The sequence below is a fragment of the Nocardia sp. NPDC006982 genome, from assembly GCF_042869435.1.
GTDB lineage: Bacteria > Actinomycetota > Actinomycetes > Mycobacteriales > Mycobacteriaceae > Nocardia.
Genome location: NZ_JBIAFV010000008.1, coordinates 72,393 through 95,967, shown reverse-complemented (window position 1 = coordinate 95,967; position 23,575 = coordinate 72,393). Strand labels below are relative to the sequence as shown.

21 protein-coding genes and 1 tRNA gene are annotated in these 23,575 nt (G+C 65.6%); 11 read left to right on the top strand and 11 right to left on the bottom strand.

Annotated features, from left to right (window positions below):
• Window positions 1-12 precede the first annotated feature (12 nt).
• The 3 genes from egtB to egtD are packed head-to-tail and all read left to right on the top strand — an operon-like array spanning window position 13 to window position 3,183.
• Window positions 13-1,353, top strand: coding sequence for an ergothioneine biosynthesis protein EgtB (gene egtB, locus ACFYOW_RS29655; RefSeq protein WP_387293376.1), 1,341 nt, complete (start codon window positions 13-15; stop codon window positions 1,351-1,353).
• A gap of 28 nt (window positions 1,354-1,381) precedes the next feature.
• Window positions 1,382-2,215 (top strand): ergothioneine biosynthesis protein EgtC, encoded by an 834-nt coding sequence (gene egtC, locus ACFYOW_RS29650; RefSeq protein WP_387293375.1) that lies wholly within the window; start codon window positions 1,382-1,384, stop codon window positions 2,213-2,215.
• Window positions 2,212-3,183, top strand: coding sequence for an L-histidine N(alpha)-methyltransferase (gene egtD, locus ACFYOW_RS29645; protein ID WP_387293374.1), 972 nt, complete (start codon window positions 2,212-2,214; stop codon window positions 3,181-3,183). The genes egtC and egtD overlap by 4 nt, the downstream gene beginning before the upstream one ends.
• Here the strand turns inward: egtD and ACFYOW_RS29640 are convergent.
• From ACFYOW_RS29640 to ACFYOW_RS29610, 7 genes are all read right to left on the bottom strand, one after another.
• Window positions 3,180-3,830 carry a DUF2461 domain-containing protein gene (locus ACFYOW_RS29640; RefSeq protein WP_387293373.1) on the bottom strand — a complete coding sequence of 217 codons (651 nt, stop codon included), beginning with the start codon at window positions 3,828-3,830 and terminating at the stop codon, window positions 3,180-3,182. The two genes, egtD and ACFYOW_RS29640, sit on opposite strands and share 4 nt — an antisense overlap.
• Before the next feature lie 36 nt (window positions 3,831-3,866).
• Entirely contained in the window at window positions 3,867-4,430 is a 564-nt protein-coding gene (locus ACFYOW_RS29635) for a hypothetical protein (protein WP_387293372.1), read from the bottom strand.
• A gap of 27 nt (window positions 4,431-4,457) precedes the next feature.
• The gene (locus ACFYOW_RS29630; protein ID WP_387293371.1) at window positions 4,458-4,718 is read right to left on the bottom strand and encodes a hypothetical protein; all 261 of its coding nucleotides are present in this window, start codon (window positions 4,716-4,718) and stop codon (window positions 4,458-4,460) included.
• A 57-nt stretch (window positions 4,719-4,775) separates the two neighbouring features.
• Window positions 4,776-5,351: a hypothetical protein gene (locus ACFYOW_RS29625; RefSeq protein WP_387293370.1), complete on the bottom strand. Its 576-nt coding sequence runs from the start codon at window positions 5,349-5,351 to the stop codon at window positions 4,776-4,778.
• Window positions 5,352-5,463: 112 nt separating this feature from the next.
• Window positions 5,464-6,444: a ribose-phosphate diphosphokinase gene (locus ACFYOW_RS29620; protein WP_387293369.1), complete on the bottom strand. Its 981-nt coding sequence runs from the start codon at window positions 6,442-6,444 to the stop codon at window positions 5,464-5,466.
• Window positions 6,441-7,931, bottom strand: a complete 1,491-nt coding sequence (glmU, locus tag ACFYOW_RS29615; RefSeq protein WP_387293368.1) for a bifunctional UDP-N-acetylglucosamine diphosphorylase/glucosamine-1-phosphate N-acetyltransferase GlmU — start codon at window positions 7,929-7,931, stop codon at window positions 6,441-6,443. Before glmU ends, ACFYOW_RS29620 begins: the two co-directional genes overlap by 4 nt.
• A gap of 116 nt (window positions 7,932-8,047) precedes the next feature.
• A tRNA-Gln gene (locus ACFYOW_RS29610) sits at window positions 8,048-8,118 on the bottom strand.
• A 304-nt stretch (window positions 8,119-8,422) separates the two neighbouring features.
• Between ACFYOW_RS29610 and ACFYOW_RS29605 the strand changes: the two genes are divergently transcribed.
• The 6 genes from ACFYOW_RS29605 (at window position 8,423) to ACFYOW_RS29580 (ending at window position 16,755) form a co-directional block, all read left to right on the top strand.
• Window positions 8,423-9,037 (top strand): TetR/AcrR family transcriptional regulator, encoded by a 615-nt coding sequence (locus ACFYOW_RS29605; RefSeq protein ID WP_387293367.1) that lies wholly within the window; start codon window positions 8,423-8,425, stop codon window positions 9,035-9,037.
• A gap of 181 nt (window positions 9,038-9,218) precedes the next feature.
• Entirely contained in the window at window positions 9,219-9,866 is a 648-nt protein-coding gene (locus ACFYOW_RS29600) for a TetR/AcrR family transcriptional regulator (RefSeq protein ID WP_040695316.1), read from the top strand.
• Window positions 9,867-10,013: 147 nt separating this feature from the next.
• Window positions 10,014-13,628, top strand: coding sequence for a transcription-repair coupling factor (gene mfd, locus ACFYOW_RS29595; protein WP_387293366.1), 3,615 nt, complete (start codon window positions 10,014-10,016; stop codon window positions 13,626-13,628).
• A 188-nt stretch (window positions 13,629-13,816) separates the two neighbouring features.
• Window positions 13,817-14,449: a MazG family protein gene (locus ACFYOW_RS29590; RefSeq protein ID WP_387293527.1), complete on the top strand. Its 633-nt coding sequence runs from the start codon at window positions 13,817-13,819 to the stop codon at window positions 14,447-14,449.
• A 91-nt stretch (window positions 14,450-14,540) separates the two neighbouring features.
• Entirely contained in the window at window positions 14,541-15,632 is a 1,092-nt protein-coding gene (locus ACFYOW_RS29585) for a glycerol dehydrogenase (RefSeq protein ID WP_387293365.1), read from the top strand.
• Between the two features lie 172 nt (window positions 15,633-15,804).
• Window positions 15,805-16,755: a phosphodiesterase gene (locus tag ACFYOW_RS29580; RefSeq protein WP_387293364.1), complete on the top strand. Its 951-nt coding sequence runs from the start codon at window positions 15,805-15,807 to the stop codon at window positions 16,753-16,755.
• Here the strand turns inward: ACFYOW_RS29580 and ACFYOW_RS29575 are convergent.
• Window positions 16,706-18,127: a stealth family protein gene (locus ACFYOW_RS29575; RefSeq protein ID WP_387293526.1), complete on the bottom strand. Its 1,422-nt coding sequence runs from the start codon at window positions 18,125-18,127 to the stop codon at window positions 16,706-16,708. The genes ACFYOW_RS29580 and ACFYOW_RS29575 overlap by 50 nt on opposite strands.
• Before the next feature lie 701 nt (window positions 18,128-18,828).
• Between ACFYOW_RS29575 and ACFYOW_RS29570 the strand changes: the two genes are divergently transcribed.
• On the top strand, window positions 18,829-19,305 hold the full coding sequence (locus ACFYOW_RS29570) for a hypothetical protein (protein WP_387293363.1): 477 nt from the start codon (window positions 18,829-18,831) through the stop codon (window positions 19,303-19,305).
• 120 nt (window positions 19,306-19,425) lie between these two features.
• On the top strand, window positions 19,426-20,001 hold the full coding sequence (locus tag ACFYOW_RS29565; protein WP_040695304.1) for a TerD family protein: 576 nt from the start codon (window positions 19,426-19,428) through the stop codon (window positions 19,999-20,001).
• Here ACFYOW_RS29565 and ACFYOW_RS29560 read toward each other — a convergent pair.
• From ACFYOW_RS29560 to ACFYOW_RS29550, 3 genes are all read right to left on the bottom strand, one after another.
• Window positions 19,983-20,900, bottom strand: a complete 918-nt coding sequence (locus ACFYOW_RS29560) for a putative PEP-binding protein (RefSeq protein ID WP_387293362.1) — start codon at window positions 20,898-20,900, stop codon at window positions 19,983-19,985. The genes ACFYOW_RS29565 and ACFYOW_RS29560 overlap by 19 nt on opposite strands.
• Window positions 20,901-20,966: 66 nt before the next feature.
• On the bottom strand, window positions 20,967-22,373 hold the full coding sequence (locus tag ACFYOW_RS29555; protein ID WP_387293361.1) for an MATE family efflux transporter: 1,407 nt from the start codon (window positions 22,371-22,373) through the stop codon (window positions 20,967-20,969).
• A gap of 151 nt (window positions 22,374-22,524) precedes the next feature.
• The gene (locus tag ACFYOW_RS29550) at window positions 22,525-23,556 is read right to left on the bottom strand and encodes a PLP-dependent cysteine synthase family protein (protein WP_387293360.1); all 1,032 of its coding nucleotides are present in this window, start codon (window positions 23,554-23,556) and stop codon (window positions 22,525-22,527) included.
• Window positions 23,557-23,575: the final 19 nt, after the last annotated feature.

Genomic DNA, 23,575 nt, shown 5'->3' with positions numbered 1-23,575 from the left:
GAGATACCCATCGTGACCATTCAGCACCCCGCAACGGACAATTCCGGCACCGAACAATTGCGTGACCGGATCGCCGAAGTGCTCACCCGCGCAAGGGATCGCACCATCGGCCTCACCACCCTCGATGAAGCAGAGCTGGTCGCCCAGCATTCGCGACTGATGAGCCCGCTCGTCTGGGACCTCGCCCATATCGGCAATCAGGAAGAGCTCTGGCTGGTGCGCGATGTCGGCCGCCGCGACGCGGTACGCGCCGATATCGACGAGCTGTACGACGCCTTCAAACACGCTCGCGCCAATCGCCCCGAATTGCCACTACTCGACCCCACCCAGGCCCGTGGCTACGTCGGCACCGTGCGCGACAAGGTGTGGGATGTGTTGGAAACCAGCGCTTTACACGGTGATCCGCTGGTCGACGGTGGCTTCGCATTCGGCATGATCGCCCAGCACGAGCAGCAGCACGACGAAACCATGCTCGCCACCCATCAATTGCGCACCGGCCCCGCGGTGCTGTCCGCGCCGGCCGCACCGACGGCGCCTGCTCCGGTCGGTGGCGAAGTCGTCATTCCCGCAGGCGAATTCGTCATGGGCACCTCGACCGACCCGTGGGCGCTGGACAATGAGCGTCCGGCGCATCCGGTGCACGTGCCCGCCTTCGCCATCGATGTCGCACCGATCACCAATGCCCAGTACCAGGCCTTCATCGCCGATGGCGGCTACGAGCGGCCCGAGCTGTGGTCCGAACACGGTTGGGCGCACCGGCAGCAGGCGGGCCTGGTGGCGCCGCAGTTCTGGGAGTGCGATCCGGCCGGGCACTGGTGGCGTCGGGGATTCGGCGTGATGACGCCGGTGCGTCCGCAGCAGCCGGTGGTGCACGTCTGCTGGTTCGAGGCCGAGGCGTATGCCGCCTGGGCAGGCAAGCGGCTGCCCACCGAGGCCGAATGGGAGAAGGCGGCGCGCTTCGATCCGGAGACCGGCACGTCCCGCCGCTACCCGTGGGGTGATGCCGAACCCGATTCCGGCACCGCGAATCTCGGCCAGCGGCACCTGGAACCCGCCGAGGTCGGGGCATATCCGGCCGGTGCCTCCCCGGCCGGTGTGCATCAGCTCATCGGCGACGTATGGGAGTGGACCGCATCGGGTTTCGAGGCTTATCCGGGCTTCCGCGCCTTCCCGTACGCCGAATACTCCGATGTGTTCTTCGGTGGCGACTACCGAGTCCTGCGCGGCGGCTCCTTCGGCACCGATCCGGTCGCCTGCCGCGGCACCTTCCGCAACTGGGACCACCCCATCCGCCGCCAGATCTTCTCCGGCTTCCGCCTGGCCCGCGACCTGCGAAAAGGCGAGGGCGAGTGAGGGTATCGACGGCGGAAGGGCGGCGCTGATGTGTCGTCAACTCGGTTACGTCGGTCCGCCGGTGCGCGTGGGCGACATGTTGACGCTCGGTTCGCATTCCCTGCGGACCCAGGCGTGGGCGCCGAAGGATATGCGCGGGGGCGGGACGATCAATGCGGACGGGTTCGGGGTGGCCTGGTGGCGTGACGACGACGGTGTGACCGTCAGCCGGTATCGCAACTCAGCGCCCGTCTGGACCGATCCGGCGGTGGAAGAGGTCCTGCCGCAACTGGAGTCGTGGGCGGTCTTGGCGGCGGTTCGCTCGGCGACCGTGGGGATGCCGGTCGAGCGGAATGCCTGTGCACCGTTCACGCACGGTCGGTGGGCATTCAGCCATAACGGCATGGTGCCCGATTGGCGGCGGGCCCTCAGCGCGGTCGCCGCAGAATTCGGCTCTACCGCAACCGAACTCGGTGCGGGGCCGCTGTTCGAGCCGGTGCAGTTGCTGGAGGCCGAATCCGCGACCGATGCGGCCACGCTCTGGGTGATCCTGCGCAGTCTGCTCTCGACCGACACTCCCGACGGTTCGTGGGCGGCGGCGCCTGCGGCATTGAGTCTGCTGGTCTCGGCCGTACTGGCTCAATCCCCGGGTGCCCGACTGAATTTCCTGCTCGGTGATGGCAGGCAGTTGTGGGCGACCACCGTCTACCACTCGCTATCCGCCCTGGTGACTGACGATTTCGCCATCCTGTCCTCGGAGCCCTTCGACGACGACCCGCGCTGGCAGCCGATTCCGGATCGCCAGCTGGTCAGCGCCCGCCCAGGCGCGCTGTCCGTCACACCGCTGTTAGACGTTCCAAGCACGAAAGGCTCGCTCCTATGACCGCACCCACGCTGGAGATCTACCTATCCGATGACGACCTCACCTCGGCGTTGCGCGCGGATGCCATGCTCGGCCTCACCGCGGACCCGAAGTGGTTGCCACCCAAGTGGTTCTACGACGCCCGAGGCAGTGAACTGTTCGAGAAGATCACCGAACTGCCCGAGTACTACCCGACCCGCACCGAACGCGCACTGCTGGAGCGGGTAGTCGGCGAGATCGCCCGTACCGCGCAGGCCGAGGTCCTGGTCGAACTCGGCTCGGGGTCGGCCGCCAAGACGCGGCTGCTGCTTTCCGCATTGACCGCCGAGGGACCGCTGAAAACCTATGTTCCGCAGGATGTCTCGTCCTCAGCGCTGCGGTCGGCCGCCGCGGAGATCGCTGCCGAGTTCCCGGGCCTCGCGGTGCACGGCGTGGTCAGCGATTTCACCGACACCCTGCACAATCTGCCGCGCGGCGGCCGCCGCATGATCGCCTTCCTCGGCGGCACCATCGGCAATCTGGTCCCCGCCGAACGGGCCGAATTCCTGTCCAGCATCCACGAGGTGCTGGAGCCGGGAGAGCAGCTGCTGCTCGGCGCGGGCTTGGTGATCGACCCCGCCGTGCTGGTTCCCGCCTACGACGACGCTGCCGGCGTCACCGCCGAATTCAACCGAAATGTACTGCATGTCTTGAACAGTCGCCTCGACGCCGACTTCGAGCCCGACAAGTTCGCCCACGTCGCCACCTGGGATACCGAACAAGAGTGGATCGAAATGCGACTGGAGGCCACCGAAGATATGACCGTGAAGATCCGTGAGCTGGACCTCACTGTCCAGTTCGCGCGCGGCGAGCAGATGCGCACCGAAATCTCGGCCAAATTCCGTATCGACGGATTGGACGCCGAACTGGCCGCAGCGGGATTCGATACCGAACAGGTCTGGACCGATCCGGACGACCGCTTCGCCCTCGTCCTCGCCGCTCGCCGTTAGGTCCGAGCGGGCGCACCACTGACCACCGCGCCCAGCCAATCGATGAAGGGCCGCATCGTCTCCCAGGCGGTGCGGACCTCCTTCGCGGCGCGGGGTTTGTCCAACCATGCCGGTGCGCCGTATTCCTTACTGCAGGTCAGCGATTTGTGCCGCAGCAGATCGATGCGGGGGTGGTCGGCGTCGTACCCCTTCGGTTTGGTCTTGAGCTGCTCGCCGCCGATGGTGAATCCGGCCTTGGTGAGCTTCGCCAGGATGGCCTCCAGCTCCGGGCCGCGGACCTCGTCATCGATGGTTGCGCGCAACTGGGCGATCTGCGCGGGGGAGCCCGCATAGAACCCGCCGCCGACGAAAAGTCCGGCCGCACTGATCTGCACATACCAGCCCGTACCCGGCGCAACGCTGACCACCGCGCCCTGCGCCGTCTTGTAGGGCACCTTGTCCTTGGAGAAGCGCACGTCCCGGTACGGCCGGAAAATCTTGGCGGTCCCGAAGTCCGCCTCCAACTCCGCGGTCAGCGCGACCATCGGCGCCTTGACCGACTGCTCGTAGACATCCTTGTGCGCGGTCCAGAAGGCCTTCGAGTTATCGGCTTCCAAATCCTCGTAAAAGTCCAGCCCCGCGAGTGGGAACCCACCGAATCGACTCATGCCGACCACGCTAGCCCTACCCAGTCCAGCGCACGGTCAGTCGGAGTCCGGGATCATGCTGCCGCTGAAGACGGCATAGATCAGGATGAGCCCGATGACCAGGGAAATGGCGGATACGAAGGCGGCCCATTTGCCGAGGGACTCGCCCTTTTTGTGGCCGATGATGCCGAGAATGATGCCGACCGGGCCGAATAGGTAGGGGCAGAACAGCAATGAGATGCCCGCACAGACGAAGCCGATGATCGACAGGGTCTGCGAACCCGAGCGCGGTCCCGGCGTGGTGTAGGGCCGCGGGGTGTAGGGGGGATTGCCACCGTCTGAGGTACCCGGTGTGGCGTCGCTGATCGGCGGATAGACGGTGCCGGGCTGGTCCCGGTCGTACCGTGCCGCGGCATTGTCATTCCACGGTTCCGGTTGCACGGGGTCACTCGACGGCTGCGGTTGTACGGCGAGATCAGGCGCGGTTTCGGCAGCCGCCCCCTGGTCCGGTGTCTGCGCGGGGGGTTCGACGGGTTGCGAGGATTCGAGCGGCTCGGATTCGCCGACCGGTTTCTCGGGCGACCTATCGCCTCGCTCGGGTCCCTGCTGCGGCGTGCTCATCGAACTCTCCTGTCGGCGGGGAGCGGGCTATAGGTCGGTATCGTCGACGATCTCCATCGCGGCGACCTCGGCGGGGCGCTCGTCCTCCTCGGCGAGTTCGGCGGCCTTACGATGACGGGTCCACTCCTGATCGAGTTCATCGCCGATGCCGAGACGACCGTCATCCTCACTTTCGTGATAGCGAATGCGCAGGTCGTCGGGCGGATCCTCGACATTTCGCCGGTATGCGCGGATCTCGTCTTCCTGGTCGTCGTCCCCCATGTCCATATCGAGCGGGTCACGGTCCATACCCCCAGTATCCCCCTCGACATCGGGGGCAAACGGGATCCGACGCGTGCGAATCCGTCAGCTGAGAGCCCCGAGGAACCCGACGAAGGCGATGACCAGGACGACCGCGATCGCCAGCACCGCGCCGTTGGTGATGGCCGCCCATTTGCCGAGCGATTCGCCCTTGTTGTGGCCGATGATGCCCAGGACGACGCCCGCCGGTCCGGTGATCACGATCGGCAGGCCACAGAACATCACCACCGACAGTGCGGTCGCCGCCAGGCAGGAGAAGCTGATGATCGAGAAGATCGGGACATCGGATTGCCGAGGTGGCGTATAGGGCTGGTACGGGTAACCGGGATACGCACCGGGCGCTTGTGGATAGCCGGGCGGTCCGACGTACGGACCGGCTTGCGGGTAGCTCGGCGGATACGGTGGCGGCGGATAGGCGGTGGGCTGCTGATAACCCGCGGGCGGGGTGTACGGTGGGGCGGTTTCCGGCGAAAACTGTTGTCCCGGTTGATAAGCCAACGTCGGATCGACACCCGGCTCCGGTGACCAGACCTTGGTCGCGTCCACGATGTCCTGCGGCGGCTCGGCAGGCGTCGGATCCTGCGACTTCCCGAGATTGATATGCGGTTCCGAATCCGACATGGCGCCCCCTGTTTGTCATCCGTACCCGCCATGGGTACCACGCCGAAGCGAGCCTTACAAACAGAAACGTCGCGGCCCGGACCTGGGTCCGAGCCGCGACGAAGTGTGAAACCTATGCGTTGCCGTTGAAAAGTCCGGTGACCGAACCGTTCTCGAAGACCTCGCGAATCGTGCGAGCCAGCAGCGGCGCGATCGACAGCACGGTCAGCTGCGGGAACTTCTTCTCCTCGTCGATCGGCAGCGTATTGGTGACCACGACCTCCTTGGCGCCACAGGCGGCCAGGCGCTCGGCGGCCGGATCGCTCAGCACGCCGTGCGTCGCGGCGATGACCACATCACCGGCGCCTGCCGCCTTGAGCACTTTGACCGCACCGGCGATGGTGCCACCGGTGTCGATCATGTCGTCGATCAGGATGCAGGTACGGCCCTCGACCTCACCGACCACGCGGTTGGCCTTGATCTGGTTCGGCACCAGCGGGTCGCGGGTCTTGTGGATGAACGCCAGCGGCGAGCCGCCGAGCGAGTCGGCCCACTTCTCCGCGACGCGCACGCGACCGGAATCGGGGGAGACCACGGTGATGTGCTCGAGGCTGTAGTTGTTGCGCACGTACTCGGCCAGCTGCAGCTGGGCGTGCATGTGATCGACCGGGCCGTCGAAGAAGCCCTGGATCTGATCGGTGTGCAGGTCGACGGTGATGATGCGGTCCGCACCCGCGGTCTTGAGCAGGTCGGCGACCAGGCGGGCGGAGATGGGCTCGCGGCCGCGGTGCTTCTTGTCCTGACGGGCGTACGGGTAGAACGGCAGCACCGCGGTGATCCGCTTGGCCGAACCGCGCTTGAGCGCGTCGATCATGATGAGCTGTTCCATCAGCCACTGGTTCAGCGGAGCCGGAAAGCTCTGCAACACAAAGGCATCCGAGCCGCGCACGGACTCCTCGAACCGGACGAAGATCTCGCCGTTGGCGAAGTCGCGCGCGGTCTGCGGGGTGACGTGGACGTCGAGTTCCTTGGCCACCTGCTCGGCCAGCTCAGGATGAGCGCGTCCCGAGAAGAGCATCAGGTTCTTCTGGTTATCGATCCATGACGCGGTCACTGCTGTTTGCCATCCTTTTGCTCGATTGCCTGACCCGACATCTCTTTGGTCGCGATGGCTTCCGCCGCCGCCCGTGCCGCGTCCGTACCCGGACGGTTGCGCTGCACCCAGCCCTCAATGTTTTTCTGTGGCCCACCTGAAACCGCGAGTGCCCCCGGCGGAACGCTTCTACGCAGCACAGTACCCGCCGCCGTATAAGCGCCGTCACCCACCGTCACCGGTGCGACGAACATGGTGTCGCTGCCGGTCCGCACATGCGAGCCGACCACGGTGTGGTGCTTTTTCACACCGTCGTAATTGACGAAAACGCTCGAGGCGCCGATGTTGCTGTGCTCACCGATGGTGGCGTCGCCGACATAAGTGAGGTGCGGCACTTTGGAGTGCGCGCCGATCGATGCGTTCTTGGTTTCGACGAATGCGCCGAGCTTTCCGGAATCGCCGACAACGGTGCCCGGGCGCAGATAGCTGAACGGCCCGATATTCGCACCGGGACCGATCACGGCCTGATCACCGTGGGTGCGAACGACGTGCGCGCCGTTGCCGACGATGACATCGGTGAGCGTGGAATCCGGTCCGATCACGGCGTCCTCACCGATGACGGTGCCGCCGAGTAACTGCACACCCGGCCGGATTTCGGCGTCCCTGGCGATTTTCACGTTCGCGTCCACCCAGGTGGTCGCGGGATCGATGATCGTGACTCCCGCGCGCATATGCCGTTCGAGGATGTAGCGGTTGAGGGTGCGTGCGGCCTGCGACATCTGCACCCGGTCGTTGACGCCGGTGACCTTGGCCGAGTCGAGCAGCCGTGCGCCGTGCACCGGATGTCCGGCCTCGCGAGCCAGCCGCAGCACATCCGTCAGGTACAGCTCGTGCTGGGCATTGGCGGTGGACAGACGTCCGATCATGGTGCGCAGCACGGTCGCGTCGAAGGCGTAGACACCCGAGTTGACCTCGGTGATCGCCGATTGCGCGGGGGTGGCGTCGGCATGTTCGACGATTTCGGTGACCTGGCCGTCGGCATTGCGCACGATGCGGCCGTAGCCGTTCGGGTCGTCCGGTTCGAAGGTCAGCACCGTGACCGCCGAACGTTCGGTGTAGCTGCGGTGTTCGTCGAGCAGTGCGGACAGGGTGTGCCCGTCCAGCAGCGGCACATCGGCGGAGGTGACCAGTAGGTCACCGGTGAAATCCTCGGGAACCGCGGCGAGCGCGCACTGCACCGCGTGGCCGGTTCCGAGCTGTTCTTCCTGAATGGCGGTGGTGATGTCGCGGCCGAGGTCGGCGGCGACGGCGGCGACCGCGGCGCCGACTTGTTCCCGATCGTGTCCTACCACGGTGATGAGGAACGCGGGGTCGATCTCGTTGGCCGCATGCAGCGCGTGCGCGAGCATGCTTCGACCGGCCAGCGAATGCAGCACTTTAGGAGTCTTCGACCGCATTCGCGTCCCGGCACCGGCTGCGAGAACGACGACGGCGGTCTGCTGTGGCATGGATCTCCCTCGGCTGCCTGTCATCGTGCTTGGGGCTGTCGTCGTGCTTGGTCAGCGCTGTCGTCGTGCTTGGTCAGCGATGTGCGCGGCCAACGATAAGCCATCGTGCCGGTGTGCTCCGCCGCCAGGACTCGAACCTGAACTATCTGAACCAAAATCAGAGGTGCTGCCATTACACTACGGCGGATTGTCACACCGGCGGATCTGCGAAACCCGCCACTGCGCCAGCGGCACGGCATGAATCCTCGCATGAAGACCTCCGGTTAGTCGAACCGCTTCGCGGAATTCGTGGGTACCCGTTGCCGAGACGAGTTCACACTGGTCGCGTTATCTGGGCGAACGCCGAAATCGGCCCCTCGATTGCCGTCTTCGGCGGGGCGACGCGCGCGCGGGCGGAGCTGTCTGGAACAGTTGTCGGCAAAAGTTCGGGTCATGCGCAGGGAGGCGGGGCGTTGTCTTCGGGTGAACCGCAACGAGTATCCCGGCCGCGGATGACGGGTACTCAGCGGCGGCAGCAGTTGATCGAGATCGGTCGCGCAATATTCGCCGAGCGCGGCTACGACGCGACCTCGATCGAGGAGATCGCACAGCGGGCGCAGGTCTCCAAACCCGTGGTGTACGAACACTTCGGCGGCAAGGAGGGGCTCTACGCCGTGGTCGTGGACCGCGAGATGTCGATGCTGCTCGACATGATCACCTCCTCGCTCACCCAGAATCGGTCCAGAATTCGGCTCGAACAGGTCGCGCTGGCACTGCTGACCTATATCGAGGAACGCACCGACGGATTCCGAATCCTGGTGCGCGACCAGCCCGCAGCTACCGCGGAGGGCCGCTACTCGAGCCTGCTCAACGAGGCCACCAATCAGGTCGCGCATATTCTCGCAGGCGATTTCGAGCGCCGCGGTTTCGATACCAGTCTGACCGGCTTGTATGCGCAGGCACTGGTGGGCATGGTCTCGACCGCCGCGACCTGGTGGCTGGACGAGCGCAAACCGTCGAAAGAGGTTGTCGCGGCACATCTGGTGAACCTGTGCTGGAACGGCCTCAGTCATCTGGAAGCCCGACCGCAGCTGAGCTCGGAATGGCGTGCCGGTCGGGGAGATTGACCGCATTGGTAGCCAGCAAATTGCGCAGTGTGCCCGTCCGAATGCTCGAATTCGCTGGCGCGCGCTCACCTGGTGGTACGGTTCACCCATCCTCAGGGTGCTGTTCGAGCGGTAAGTCGGTCTACTTCGGGATGTCGGTCTACTTCAGGATGGCTGGTTTTAAGGATGACAGGCGGATCTGATGGCTAGGCAAGCGCGCGCGGAGATCACCCGCGATTCCGTCCTGGCGGGCGCTGCCGATGTCTTTCTGCGCTTGGGATATGCGAATGCGAGCCTGAGCGAGATCATCGCGCAGTCGAACGTGACCAAGGGCGCCTTGTACTTTCACTTCGGATCGAAGGAAGAGCTAGCGCGCGCCGTGGTCGACCAGGGCAATGAGCGTCTGGTCAGTTCGTGCCAGGGTTTCTTCGATCCGAGAGTGCCCGCGCTCGAGGCATGTATCGGGATCACCTATGTCGTCGCGGACCTATCCATGAACGATCCAATGGTCGGCGCGATGCTCAAGCTGACCCATCAGATCGGCGACTACCGCGGCGCCCAGGGCGACAATATCGCCAAGACCTGGGGCGATACCTACCGCGTACTATCCGAGCGGGCCATCGCCCAGGGCGACCTCGAGGCCGATCTGGACGCCGAGGTGATCGGCCTGCTACTGCAGGAGATGACCGCGGGCGTGCATATCACGGCGGTCGGCACCGATTCGATCGATCAGATGGCGACCAGGATGGAACGGGCCTGGTACTTCCTGCTCCCGGCGATCGTGCCCCCGGAGAAGCTCTCGTACTTCCGGGAATTCGCCGCCCGCCGCCTACGCCGTTACGTGCCGTAAACGTGTCACAGCGCGTTGGTAGGTTGTGACGTGTCGACTGATTTCGTGAGCAGATAGGTAACTCATCCCGGCAAAGACTCGGGGAGTCGGGGGAGCCTAGACTCGGTTGGCCGTCCTAAAAACCTCGCCTGAGCTCAGGAGCGTTCGATGTCCACCCACCGTCCACCCCTTGCCGGACTGGCCGCGGTGGCCGGGGCCGATTCGGCCTTGCGGACCGTCGCTGACCTGGTCGGGAAGTCGCCGGTCGAGTTGGTCGGGCCCTCGGCGGTGCGGCCGTTCGTCGCGGCGACGATCGCGGCACAGCGGCCGCTGGTGGTGGTGACGGCGACCGGGCGCGAAGCCGACGATCTGACGGTCGAGCTGGAGGAAATCCTCGGCGCGGCCATCGCGCAGTTCCCGTCCTGGGAGACGCTGCCGCATGAGCGGCTGTCGCCGGGTGCCGACACCGTGGGGCGCAGGCTAGAGGTGCTGCGGCGGCTGGCGCATCCGGAGGATCCGGTATTTCCGGAACCGCTGCGGGTCGTGGTGACGACCGTTCGCTCCCTGATGCAGCCGATGGCCGCGAGCCTCGGTGATATCGAACCGATCGTGCTGCGTGTCGGCGCGGAGTTCGATTTCGACGAATTGCTCTTGCGCCTGATCGAATTCGCCTACACCCGCGTCGACATGGTCGGCAAGCGCGGTGAGTTCGCCGTGCGCGGCGGCATCCTCGATCTGTTCCCGCCCACCGCCGATCATCCGGTGCGCGTGGAGTTCTGGGGCGACGAGGTGACCGAGCTGCGGCCCTTCGCGGTCGCCGACCAGCGCTCGCTGACCGATCTGACGGTGGATGTGGTCGTCGCGCCGCCGTGTCGGGAACTGTTGCTCACCCAGGCTGTACGCGCGCGCGCCGCCGAGGTCGCGGTGGCGAATGCCGCCGATGCGGCGCTGGTCGAGATGTTGGAGAAGCTTTCCGAAGGTATTCCGGTCGAGGGCATGGAGGCGCTGCTGCCGGTGCTGCAGCCCGGCGAATTGCGGCTGCTCACCGAGGTTTTGCCGGAGGGCACCCAGCTGCTGCTGTGCGATCCGGAGAAGATCCGCACGCGCGCAGCCGATCTGGTGCGCACCGGTGAGGAGTTCCTGGAGGCATCGTGGACCGCCGCCTCGTTCGGCGGTGCCGCGCCGTTGGGCGGGCACGGACTCGATCTGGCCGCCTCCGGTTACCGCGCGCTGCCCGAAATCCATGACAGCGCAAACGCACACGGTCTGCCGTGGTGGAGTCTGAGCCCGCTGACCTCCGGTGATCCCGCCGAGGTCGTGCTGCCGGTGCTGGCCGGGCCTGCGGCGCGCGGATCCGATGAGTTGGTTGCGACGATCTTCGCGTCGCTGCGCGCACATGTGCTGACCGGTGGACGCGCGGTCGTGGTCGTGGCGGGTCACGGTACGGCGCAACGCATTCTGGAACGCCTCTCGGATGCCGACGTGCCCGCAGCTGCTTTGACAGCCGGTGCCGAGCCGACGCCCGGACTGGTCGGTGTGCTGTGCGGTTCGCTGCACGACGGGTTGGTCTTCGATGACGCCGGTCTGGTTGTCGTCGCCGAATCCGACCTCACCGGCAACCGGGTCACCGCACCGGCGGAGGGGAAGCGGCTACCGGCCAAGCGCCGCAATCAAGTCGACCCGCTGGCGCTGAGCGCCGGCGATATGGTGGTGCACGATCAGCACGGCATCGGCCGGTTCGTAGAGATGATCGAACGCACCGTCGGCGGGGCGCGGCGGGAATACCTGGTCATCGAATATGCGCCCGGTAAGCGCGGTCAGCCCGGTGACCGGCTGTTCGTGCCGATGGAATCGCTGGATCAGCTCTCGCGCTATGTCGGCGGTGAGATGCCGAGTCTGTCCAAGCTCGGCGGATCCGACTGGGCGAATACGAAACGCAAGGCGCGCAAGGCGGTTCGCGAGATCGCCGGTGAGCTGGTGCAGCTGTACGCGGCGCGCCAAGCCGCGCCCGGACATGCGTTCGGACCGGACAGTCCGTGGCAGAAGGAGATGGAGGACGCGTTCGCGTTCACCGAGACCGTCGACCAGATGACCGCCATCGCCGAGGTGAAGGCCGATATGGAGAAGGCGGTCCCGATGGACCGCGTGGTCTGTGGTGATGTCGGCTACGGCAAGACCGAGATCGCCGTGCGCGCCGCATTCAAGGCGGTGCAGGACGGCAAGCAGGTCGTTGTGCTGGTGCCGACAACCCTGCTGGCGCAACAGCATCTGCAGACCTTCACCGACCGCGTCGGTGGATTCCCGGTGACCGTGAAGGGCCTGTCCCGCTTCACCGATCCGGCCGAATCCCGCGCAGTGCTCGAGGGGATGGCGGACGGAACCGTCGATATCGTGGTCGGTACGCACCGGCTGCTGCAGACCGGCGTGCGGTGGAAGGATCTCGGCCTGGTCGTCGTGGACGAGGAACAGCGTTTCGGTGTCGAGCACAAGGAGCACATCAAGGCGCTGCGCACGCACGTCGACGTGTTGACCATGTCCGCTACGCCGATTCCGCGCACCCTGGAGATGAGCCTGGCGGGCATTCGCGAGATGTCGACCATCCTCACCCCGCCCGAGGAGCGGCATCCGGTGCTCACCTATGTCGGCGGGTACAACGACAAGCAGGTCACCGCGGCCATTCGGCGTGAGCTGCTGCGCGACGGCCAGGTCTTCTATGTGCACAACCGGGTTTCGTCGATCGACAAGGCCGCCAAGCGGATTCGGGATCTGGTGCCCGAGGCGCGGGTGGTGGTCGCGCACGGTCAGATGAACGAGGACATGCTCGAACAGACCGTGCAGGGATTCTGGGAGCGTGAATTCGATGTGCTGGTCTGCACCACCATCATCGAGACCGGGCTCGACATTTCCAATGCGAATACGTTGATCGTGGAGCGCGCGGACGCTCTCGGACTTTCGCAGCTGCACCAGTTGCGTGGGCGCGTCGGCCGCAGTCGGGAACGCGGATACGCCTACTTCCTCTACCCGCCGGAAAAGCCGCTCACCGAGACGGCCTACGACCGGCTCGCCACCATTTCGCAGAACTCGGATCTCGGCGCGGGTATGGCGGTGGCCATGAAGGACCTCGAAATCCGTGGCGCCGGAAATGTGCTGGGCGCCGAGCAGTCCGGGCATGTGGCCGGCGTCGGCTTCGATCTGTATGTGCGGCTGGTCGGTGAGGCGGTGGAGGCATATCGGGCCGCCGCCGACGGTAAGCCGATCACGACCGAGGAGGTCAAGGAGGTCCGCATCGACCTCCCGGTGGACGCGCACATTCCGCCCGACTACATAACCAGCGATCGGCTCCGGTTGGAGGCCTATCGCAAACTCGCAGCGGCGCAAGATGATCCGGGGTTGGAGTCGGTTGTCGAGGAGCTCGTCGACCGGTACGGGCCGCTGCCCGTCGAGGTCGGCAGGTTGGTGTCGGTGGCGAAACTGCGCCTGCTGGCTCGCGAATACGATGTCACCGAAATCGCTGTCACCGGAACCACATTGAAGGTTTCGCCGATGAGCCTGCCCGATTCCAAGCAGATGCGATTGAAGCGCCTGTACCCGAGCGCGGGCTATCGCGCGGCGAGTGGGGTGGTGCAGTTGCCGCTGCCCCGGGTGCAGGACAGTGTCGGCGCCGACCGGGTGCGCGATGTCGTCCTGTTGCAATTCGTTGCCGACCTGTTGCTGCAGTTGGATGGCAAGCCGAAGGGCTTCGTAGAGCTGCGGGTCGCCACCGAAGCCACGGCGGCTCGATGAGTTCGGACCGCGACGAAGCCGTTCTACGGGCTGCCCGGCATGCGGCGGCGGAGGCGGGACGGGCCAATGGTGCCCATGAGCACGCGGTGCCGGAAGCGGTCGCCGATGATCCTGAGCGGGCGGCGGCCGAATCCGGCCGAACCGATGCCGCCCTGGTGGCGGCGGGGTTAGGCGACGCCGTCGAGGTGATGGACCGGCTGTGGAACTTCGGCGGCTGGGAGGTGACGCAAACCCACGACTCGCTGCGCCCCTATCTGCTCGAGGAAACCTACGAACTACTCGACGCCATCCAGCACAACGACGCCGAAACCATCAAGGAAGAACTCGGCGACCTGCTGCTGCAGGTCCTGTTCCACTCCCGAATCGCCCAGGCCGCAGGCGAATTCACCGTCGACGATGTCGCCGCCGCACTGGTCGCCAAACTCGTCAACCGCAGCCCGCACCTAGCCGACGAACCCATCGACGCGTCGGCCACGGTCGCGGAAAAAATCGCCGCCCAGGAAAAAGCCTGGGAGGAACGCAAATCCGCCGAAAAATCCCGCCGTTCCTGCCTCGACGGCATAGCCATGGCCCAACCCGCCCTGGCCTTGGCCGAGAAGATCCGCTCCCGCAGCCTCAAAGCAGGCCTGCCCGAAGATCTGATTCCCGACGATCTCCGCACCGTCCACCTGGGCGGTGAAGACAGCGCCGAAGAACGCCTACGCAAGGCCACCTTGTCCTTCGCATCGGAAATCCGCGCCACCGAGGACGCCGCCGAAGTCGCCCGCGGCGAACGTGTCCCGTTATCGGCCGCCGATTGGCGCAAGTACTGGTCGCGGTAGGCGGGCGTTCGGCAAGCTTCGAATACACCTGATGGCTCAATCGGGGGCGCGTAGCGTTTGCGATACGGAGTCGGCGATCGGGAGGTGGCAGATGCTGAGTGTGTTTTCTTCGCCGGGGCATTATGTGCAGGGGCGGGATGCGACAGGGGCGCTCGGGGCGGAGATGACGCGGTTGGGGATCGCGGGGCCGGTGATGATTGTGGCGGGGGCAAGTGCGCATCGGTTGTTGGCGCAGACGTGGCAGGAGTCGCTTACCGAGGCGAAGATCGAGTATTCGGTGCATCGGTCCGGGGGTGAGTGCAGTCGGGCCGAGATCGCGCGGGTGACCGCGGCTGTGCAGGAGAGCGGGAGCACGGTGGTGTTGGGGGCCGGTGGGGGCAAGGTGCTCGATACGGCTCGAGCGGTGGCCGATGATCTGGAACTGCCGATGATCAGTTGTCCTACGACGGCGTCCAGTGATGCGCCGTGCAGTGCGTTGTCGGTGATCTACACCGACGCCGGGGAATTCGAGGCCTATCAGCTGGTCCGGCGGAATCCGGCATTGGTGCTGGTCGATACGTCCGCTATCGCGCAGGCTCCGGCGCGGCTGCTCACCGCGGGGATGGGCGATGCGCTCGCGACCTGGTTCGAGGCGCGGACCTGCAGTGTCGCGCGGGTCCGGAATATGCGCGGCGGCGCATCCACTCGCAGTGCCACCGCATTGGCCGAACTCTGCTACAACACCCTGCTCGCCGACGGAACCCACGCCCTAGCCGCGGTCCGCAACCACACCATCACCCCGGCCCTCGAACGCATCGTCGAGGCCAACACCCTGCTCTCCGGTTTGGGCTTCGAATCCTCCGGTCTCGCCGCCGCCCACGCCATCCACAACGGCCTGACCGCCGCCCCCCGAACCCACCCGTACCTGCACGGCGAAAAGGTAGCCTTCGGCGTCCTCACCCAGTTGGTGCTGGAAGGCGCTCCCAGCGAAGAGATTTCAACGGTTCTCGAGTTCTGCACATCGGTCGGCCTACCGACCACCTTCGCCGCCCTCGGCCTGACCGATCCCGACAACCGAACCCTGACCGCCATCGCCGAACGCGCCACCGCCCCCGGCGAAACAATCCACAACGAACCCTTCACTGTCGACGCCCTCATGGTCCTCGACGCCCTCCGCGCCGCGGACACCCTCGGCACCCACTGAGAACAGTCGCGCCCGGAAACGCTCGGACCGGGTGTGACGACACCGAACTCTCACCTTCCCGCAAACAGTTCGTCACCGTGGGGCGGGCAGTCTGTCAATAGGTCTTCGCTATCCTGGCGATGGAACCCGAAGCCAATGGCGGGCGAATCCGCCGGGGAGGACGTTCGGTCCGGTGCCCACCAGCAGAGTCGCGGAGCACCCGCGACCGAATCATGTGCTGTTCCATTTCAGCGATACCCATTTGATCGCCGGCGACGGCGAGTTGTACGGCGATGTGGACGCGGATCTGCGTCTTCGACAGTTGCTCGACCAGGCCGCGGCCAGCCGTATCCGCCCGACGGCGATCGTCTTCACCGGTGACCTCACCGATAGGGGCGAGCCGGACGCATACGAGAAGCTCCGCGCCATCGTGGAACCGTTCGCGCGCCGAATGCGCGCACCGATCGTATGGGTCACCGGCAATCACGACGATCGCGGTGAACTGCGCCGGACTCTGCTCGGCGAGCGCCCGTCGACGAAGCCGCTGGATCGGGTGCACATGATCGACGGCCTGCGCATCATCGCCCTGGACACCAGCGTCCCCGGCCACCACTACGGCGAAATCCGCGACGAACAGCTGTCCTGGCTTCGATCGGTACTCGCCGAACCCGCACCGTTCGGCACGATTCTGGCGATGCACCACCCGCCGGTGCCGTGCGTGCTCGATCTCGCGGTCACTGTCGAACTGCGTGATCAGCGCAGGCTGGCCGATGTGCTCGACGGCACCGACGTGCGCGCGATTCTTGCTGGGCACCTGCACTTTTCGACCAGTGCCACGTTCGCGGGCATCCCGGTCTCGGTCGCCTCGGCGACCTGCTACAGCCAGGATCTGGCCGTCGCCGAGGGCGGCCTGCGCGGCCGCGACGGCGCGCAGGCCTTCAACTACGTGCACATCTATCCGGACACCATCGTCCACTCGGTGGTTCCGATCGATCGCGGCCCGACCGTCGGCTCCCCGTCCACCCCGGAAGAGGCGGCGCGCAAACTGGCGGAGGAGGGCATCGTGATCCCGCCCGCCGCGCGCATCCCGCGGGTCATGCGGCGCCGGGCGCAGAGTCCGGAAGATGACGAGGCCGTGCACTGACCCGCTCCCACGGCGCGGGGGCTGGGAAATAGGTGGACAGGAATTCTGACACCGCCCGCACCCGATCGGCCTCCGGGACCTCCGGAAAACTGCCGTCGTTGAGGCAGAAGAAGTCGACATCACGGTTTACCGCGAGTGCGTCGAGCAGTGCGAGCCCGCGTCGACTCGTGGTATCGACATAGCGCATCCGCGCCATCTCCTGCGGCACCGCGCGCCCGGTGAGCATGGCGTAGTAGTGGTACAGCGAATTCGTCACCGAAATATCGGTGGCCGCACGGAATCTGCTCGCCCTGGTCCGCGCGAAGTCGGTCGCGAACTCCTGCTCCATCTCGAGTAATACGCTGCGCCGCAACGGAACCGGGGTGTGTTCCAGATGCCGGGTGATGACATGTCCGAACCGCCCGGCCAGCAACTCCCGGTTTTTCCGCGCCGCATTCTCGAAACCACTGCGCCGTTCATTGTTTCGGCCCGGCCCGATCCGTGTGCCTGCCTCGATGAACCGGCTCACCCCGGCCGGGCTGAAGAACATCGACGGACGCACCGGCCGGGCGAAGAACATATCGTCGTTCGAGTACAGGAAATGCTCGCTTAGCCCGTCGATATGCTGCAGTTGGCATTCCACCGCATGGGAATTGAAGGTGGGCAGCCCGCTGGTATCGCTGAAGTGATCGAGCGCGCGCACCACCGTCACCCGCGGATGTTCGTCGAGCCATTCCGGCACCGCGGAATCGGTCGCGATGAAGATCCGCCGAATCCACGGCGCGTTCTTGTGCACCGAGCGCAGTGCGTACTTCAGTTCGTCGATCTGGCGGATCCGAGCATCCGCGTCATCGCCCTCGCCGACCACGACCTGGGCCAGCATTCCCGCACGGCGGGCACGGAATTCGGGATCGGTGCCATCGACCCAGGAGAACACCAGATCGATATCGAAGCCGACATCGGTCGGCTGTGGCGCGAACATATCCGTCAATGTCGGCCAATTGCGGTCGAACAGGCGAACTTCCGTGCGCTCGACATCGGCGAGGTCGAAGACATTGCGGGTGAACACATTCGGCCGCGGGCATTCGACGGTGTCGCCGTGGTACTCCCACAGCTCCAGATCCACGTAATGCGCCGGATCGGCATCGCGACCGAGCCGGAAGACATTGTGCTGCACCTCGGTACACGCGAAACCCGCGGCAATCGCGGTGGCCGTCACCCGACGCACCATCGTCCGGTGCGCGGCATCCGCGGCCAGTGCCAGCCGATGTCCGCCATCGCGAACCAGCAGGAACGGCACCTCCGCGGCCGCCAACTCGCCGCGCAGATAGCCCAGGTCGTCCAGCATCGCGGGCGAGACGACGAGATTGCCCGCCGTCGGCCACGCCACCATATCGACCGCGCCGGAATTCCTTGCCCCCGTATCAACCATGTGTCTGCTCCCCACGTCCGTATGTGTGCCGAAATGTCCCGTGGTGCCGCGCTACCACCCGGCCACCGCCGCGGACGACGTCGACGGACGTCGTCTGCGGATGCCGTGCCCGGCGCGGCCGAATTCAGAAATTCGGGACGATGCCGTAGTGCAGGAACGAAGTGATCAGCCGGGTCTCAGACGATCGGTACACCATGTCGTTCTCACCTCACTCACGGCCGGACGCCAACGCGTCTTCTTGGGTAATGCTGTCGGTGCGGGCAAGGCGCGGCGGCCGAGCGGTACCGAGAGCAGCACGCGGACCGGACAGACATCGGCCGGCGAATGGAGAAGCCCTGCTGAACAGGGTCTGCCAGCAATGATGCATCGACTGTGCCCAACCGTCAATCCGGACGCCCGAGGGGTGTCCCGGACAGAGGGCTGGGCCTAGTTGTCCCATTGAAATTAGGGTAGCCTTACCGCATAATCCCGCGCGAGGAGATGGCCCGCTACTGAGCCAGGGTGCTGCCCATCACCCGGCGACGTCGTATCGGTGTCCTGAGAGGTGCCTGTGAGCACTTCGGACAAAGGTCGCAGCGCCAGCGAACAAGGGCCACAGCACCTTAGACTTGCAGGCAACGTGGCACAGCCCGCCGCGTTGCAGCGATCAAGAGGTGACGAACATGGCAGCCGGAGCGAGCCCCGTGCAACGTCAAGACCACTCTACGGCCGATCATCCCGAACTGGACGTACTCCCGGAATGGCCCCAGGAGACGATCGCGGTGCTGGTCACCACCGACCCAGCGCCGCATGCGATTCCGGTGTCCTGGCCGGTGCGCGCGGATGATCGGCGGATTCTGCTCAGCCTGAAATTCGATCGCGGTTCGCTGGCGCGCTTGCGCGAACGGCCCGATGTCGCACTGCTGATTCTCGGCGGTGGCAATGTCGCGCTGTGTGCGCGCGGGCAGGCGCGGGTTATCGCCGAGGAAATGCCCGGTGCGACAGACTATGTCGCGGTCCAGATCGATGTCGAAGTCATCGATGACCACCGGCAGTCGGCCTTCGCGGTGGCGCACGGAATCGAGCGCACCGTCCTGGACGCGAGCGAATTGCATGCGCTCGAAGGGCGCGTGCAGACACTGCGCGCGTGGATCCGCTAGCGACTGTTTGCAGGTCGCTCGAAAGGGTCCAGTATTGAGAACTGAACCGGCACAAGCTGTCCGGTACAGAGTAATAATCGTGATGAAAGGCGGCGCGAACGCGTCGAATGGAAGGGGATCATGAGCGTCACATTGGCCAAAGGCGGAAATGTCTCGCTGTCGAAGCAGGCCGCCAACCTCACCAAGGTTGCGGTGGGGCTCGGTTGGGATGTGCGAACGACCACCGGGGCCGATTACGACCTCGATGCGAGTGCGCTCGCCACCGGGCCGAATCAGCGCGTGCTGTCCGATCAGCACTTCGTGTTCTACAACAATCTGCGCTCGCCCGAGGGCACGATCGAACATACCGGTGACAATCTCACCGGTGAGGGCGAAGGCGATGACGAGGTGATCAATGTCGATCTGGCGGCGACGCCGCCGACGATCACCAATATCTTCTTCCCGGTCTCCATTCACGATGCCGATGCGCGCGGACAGTCGTTCGGCCAGATCCGCAACGCCTACATCCGCGTGGTCGACGCGACCACCGGCGCCGAGCTGGCCCGGTATGACCTCACCGAGGATGCGTCCACCGAGACCGCCATGGTGTTCGGGGAGTTGTACCGGTACGGCAACGAATGGAAGTTCCGTGCCATCGGTCAGGGCTATGCCTCCGGGCTCGCGGGTATCGCCCGCGATTACGGCGTCAACGTCTGATGGGCGTGCGGGTGGCCGGGATCGGACCCGGCCGCCCGCTCCGCCTCGTATACCGCGATCGCGGCGCGCGTCTTGCGCTTGATCGCTTGCAGCACATCGAGATCCGGCAGGTCCGCGAACTGCTCACCCAGCACGTCGGGCAGATCGGAGTAGTGCAGCACGCATTCGTCGACGCCGAGGTTCGCGCAGGCCGCGAGCAGGTCCGGATGCAGATAACCCGCGACCGCGGTCCGCACGCCCGCGGCGGCGGCCACCATGGTGACGCGCTCGATCGCGCGCAGCAGCGGCGGAACCGGGCGTACCGGGCGTAGGCTGGCGCGCGCCTGGCCGAGCAGCAGCGAGGACAGATCGTTGCAGCCGATCACCACCCGGGACACCCCGGTGGTCACGACCCGGTCGACCTCGAGCAGCAGCGACGGGATCTCGATCATGGTGGCGACTGGGCAGTCGCCGATCACGGCCCTGGTTTGCTCGATGGCCCACTGCAATTCGTCGACATAGGTGACGAAGGGGAAAAGCACGCCGATATCCGCGCCCTCGTCGCGCACCTGTGCAATGCCCTCGAGTTCGGCGAAGAATGCGTCGGGAAAACGACGCGCTCGGCGAATACCGCGCAGGCCGAGCAGTTTATGCGGCTCGTCGATGATCTCTTCGACGCCGTCGAGGATATTGCATTCGGCGGTATCGGCTTCCATGGTGCGATACCAGATCGTCGTTCCGCTCGCTCGCTTCGCAATATGTCGCAGATACGGCACGAGATAGCTCGAAACCGATTCGGGTGTCGGATATTTCCCGGCCGCGCGGAACACGTACTCGCCGCGCACCATCCCGACCCCGTCGAAGTGGTCGAGCAGTTCAGCGGAGATCCGCTCACAACTCAATGCCAGGCTCTGCCGCATTCCCCGCACGCTATCAGGTTGCTGCACAACACTTTCCGCCGCCCGTTAGGTCCGGATTTCACGAGGTCAGGAAGGGGTGGGTAGGGATTGCGGGAGAGAGTGTCGGTGAGTGGAAGCGGCGGTGTCGAGCAGAGCGAAGTAGCGGCGGAGCATGAGGACGGCCGTGCCGGCCAGACCCGCGGTCAGACCCCACCAGACGCCCGCGGCGCCGAGGCCGACCGGGAAGGCCAGCAGCAGGGCCGTGGGCAGGCCGACGAGCCAGTAGCCGACCAGGGACAGGCGGAAGCCCGCCTTGGTTTCCTTCAGACCGCGCAGCAGGCCGGTGCCGATGTTCTGTGCGGCATCGAAGAATTGGAGCACGATGCCGATGAGCAGCAGCGAGCGGGCAAGTTCGATCGTCGCGGTGTCACCGGGTTCGAGGAAGGGGCTCAGCACGAGTTTCGGCGCGGCGATATAGACCACGCCGGTGACCGCGGCGACGATGCCCGCATGCTGTAGCGCCAACCAGGCCAGCGCACGGGCGTGGCCGTATTCGTCGCGCGCGACGGCATGGCTGACCAGGATGGACGCGCCGTGCGACAGGCCGATCGCGACCTGGAAGACGATGTAGATGATCTGGTAGACCACATTGTGCGCGGCCAGCGCGGCCGGTCCGATACTGCCCATCACCAGGGCGAGCACGGAGAACATGCCAGCTTCCGAACCGTAAGTGAGCGCGATCGGCGTACCGAGTTTCAGTTCGGCCCGGATGGTCGGCATGTGCACCGGCCACGGACGCAGCGGCAGGGTCGCGCCGAGCGTCGCATCGGCACGCACCATCGCCGAGAAGACGCCGAAGGTGATCAGGTGGACCAGTGCGGACGCGATGCCGATGCCGGTCAGTCCCAGCGCGGGCAGGCCGACCCAGCCGTGCATGAAGGTAAGGGCCAATACGAGATTCAGCGCCACCGAACCGAGGGTGACCAGCAGCAGTGCCTGCGGACGCTGCATACCGACGGTGTACTGCCGCAGTACTTGGAACCACAGGCAGGGCAGCAGTCCAGGCGCAAGCGCGAGCATGAGCGGTCGCGCGTCGGCGAGTACGCCCGCGTCCTGGCCGAGCCATTGCAGCGCCCAGCCGAGTCCGATCAGCACTGCGCCGCCGATGATTCCGGCGAAGGTGGCGACCAGGAAACTCGAGCGGACGATATCGCGGACCTCCCCGTCCGCGGATTCACCACGCTTATCCGCCGCACTCACCGAGGACGCGATCTGATTCCCGGTCCCAGTGATCAGGCCGACGCACATGGTGCGAATCTGGTTGAACAGCACCATCGCGAGCCCGCCCGCGGCGACTTCGCGCACACCGAGCGTGCCCATCAGAGCGATATTGGTAGTGGATACCGCGATCTGCGCGAGTTGGGTGAGTGCGATCGGTGCCGCCAGCGCGGTGAGCTGTCGCCCATCGGCACGGAAGGTGGACAGATTCAGCATCGCACCTCCACCGGTCGAATCCCGAAATCGAACGCCATGCGCCTCGTCCCGACTCGTCGCTGAGCTTCATTTTGGTTAGGTAACCCTAACAAGGTGATCATTTCAGACGTACGGGGTGTCGCGCAACGGTGATCGAAAGCCCGCATGTGCTTCATCGCGCCTCGACAAGTTGGCCGTGGCGGACGGGAGCGTAGCGGTCGAGCATGGCGTGCACATCGCGTTCGGTGGCGGCGTCGAGAAGATCGCGTTCGCGCATCCACTCGTCGTCGAAGACCGTGTCGAGATACTTCTCGCCGCCGTCGCAGACGATGGTGACCACGGTCGAGCCGGGCGGGAACTCCTCGAGGCGGGTGAGCGCGGCGTGTACCGAGCCGCCCGCAGAGCCGCCGATCATCAGGCCCAGCTTGGCCGCGACCGCGCGAGCGGTGGCGAAGGCCGCGACATCGGAAACTTTGACACCCTCGTCGAGCAGCGAATAGTCCACGGCGGTGCCGATGGTGGCGCCGGGTGGGGTGCCGGTACCGGACTGCCAGTACGGCCCGCCCGGCCCGCCGAAGGCAATCGATCCGACCGGCTCCACGCCGATCACCCGTGGTGTGCAGCCGAGTTGGCGCAGTCGGGTCGCGGTGCCGAACAGCGAACCGCCGGTGCCCACCGCGGAGAGCAGGATATCGACGCGCTCCACGTCTTCGAGCAATTCTTCGGCCACGGCGTAGTAGCCGACCGCGTTCGCGTCGTTGTTGTGCTGTTCGGTGAAATACGCGTCGGACTGTCCGGCCGCCATCGCCTCGGCCAGGTCTTCCCGCGCGGAGGTGGCCAGGTTGTCGTCACCGTCATCGGCGACGAATACCAATTCCGCACCCATTGCTCGCATCGCGCGCAGCTTGTCCTTACATGCGTGGTGATCGACCACTGCGGTGAAGCGATACCCACGTTCGGCAGCTACTACCGCGAGGCCGAGCCCGGTATTCCCGGATGTCGACTCGATAATATGACCGCCATCGCCCAGCAAACCTCGACGCTCCGCATCGTCGATCATCGCGCGCGCCATCCTGATCTTGGCCGCACCCGTCGGATTGAACTGCTCGAGTTTGAGCAGCAGCCGGGTGCCGGTCGCGGTGGTCGCCAGTTCGAATAGCGGGGTGCGACCGATCAGATCCGTCACGCGCGTGACGAGCGGCATGGAGGTCTCCTCGTTCGGG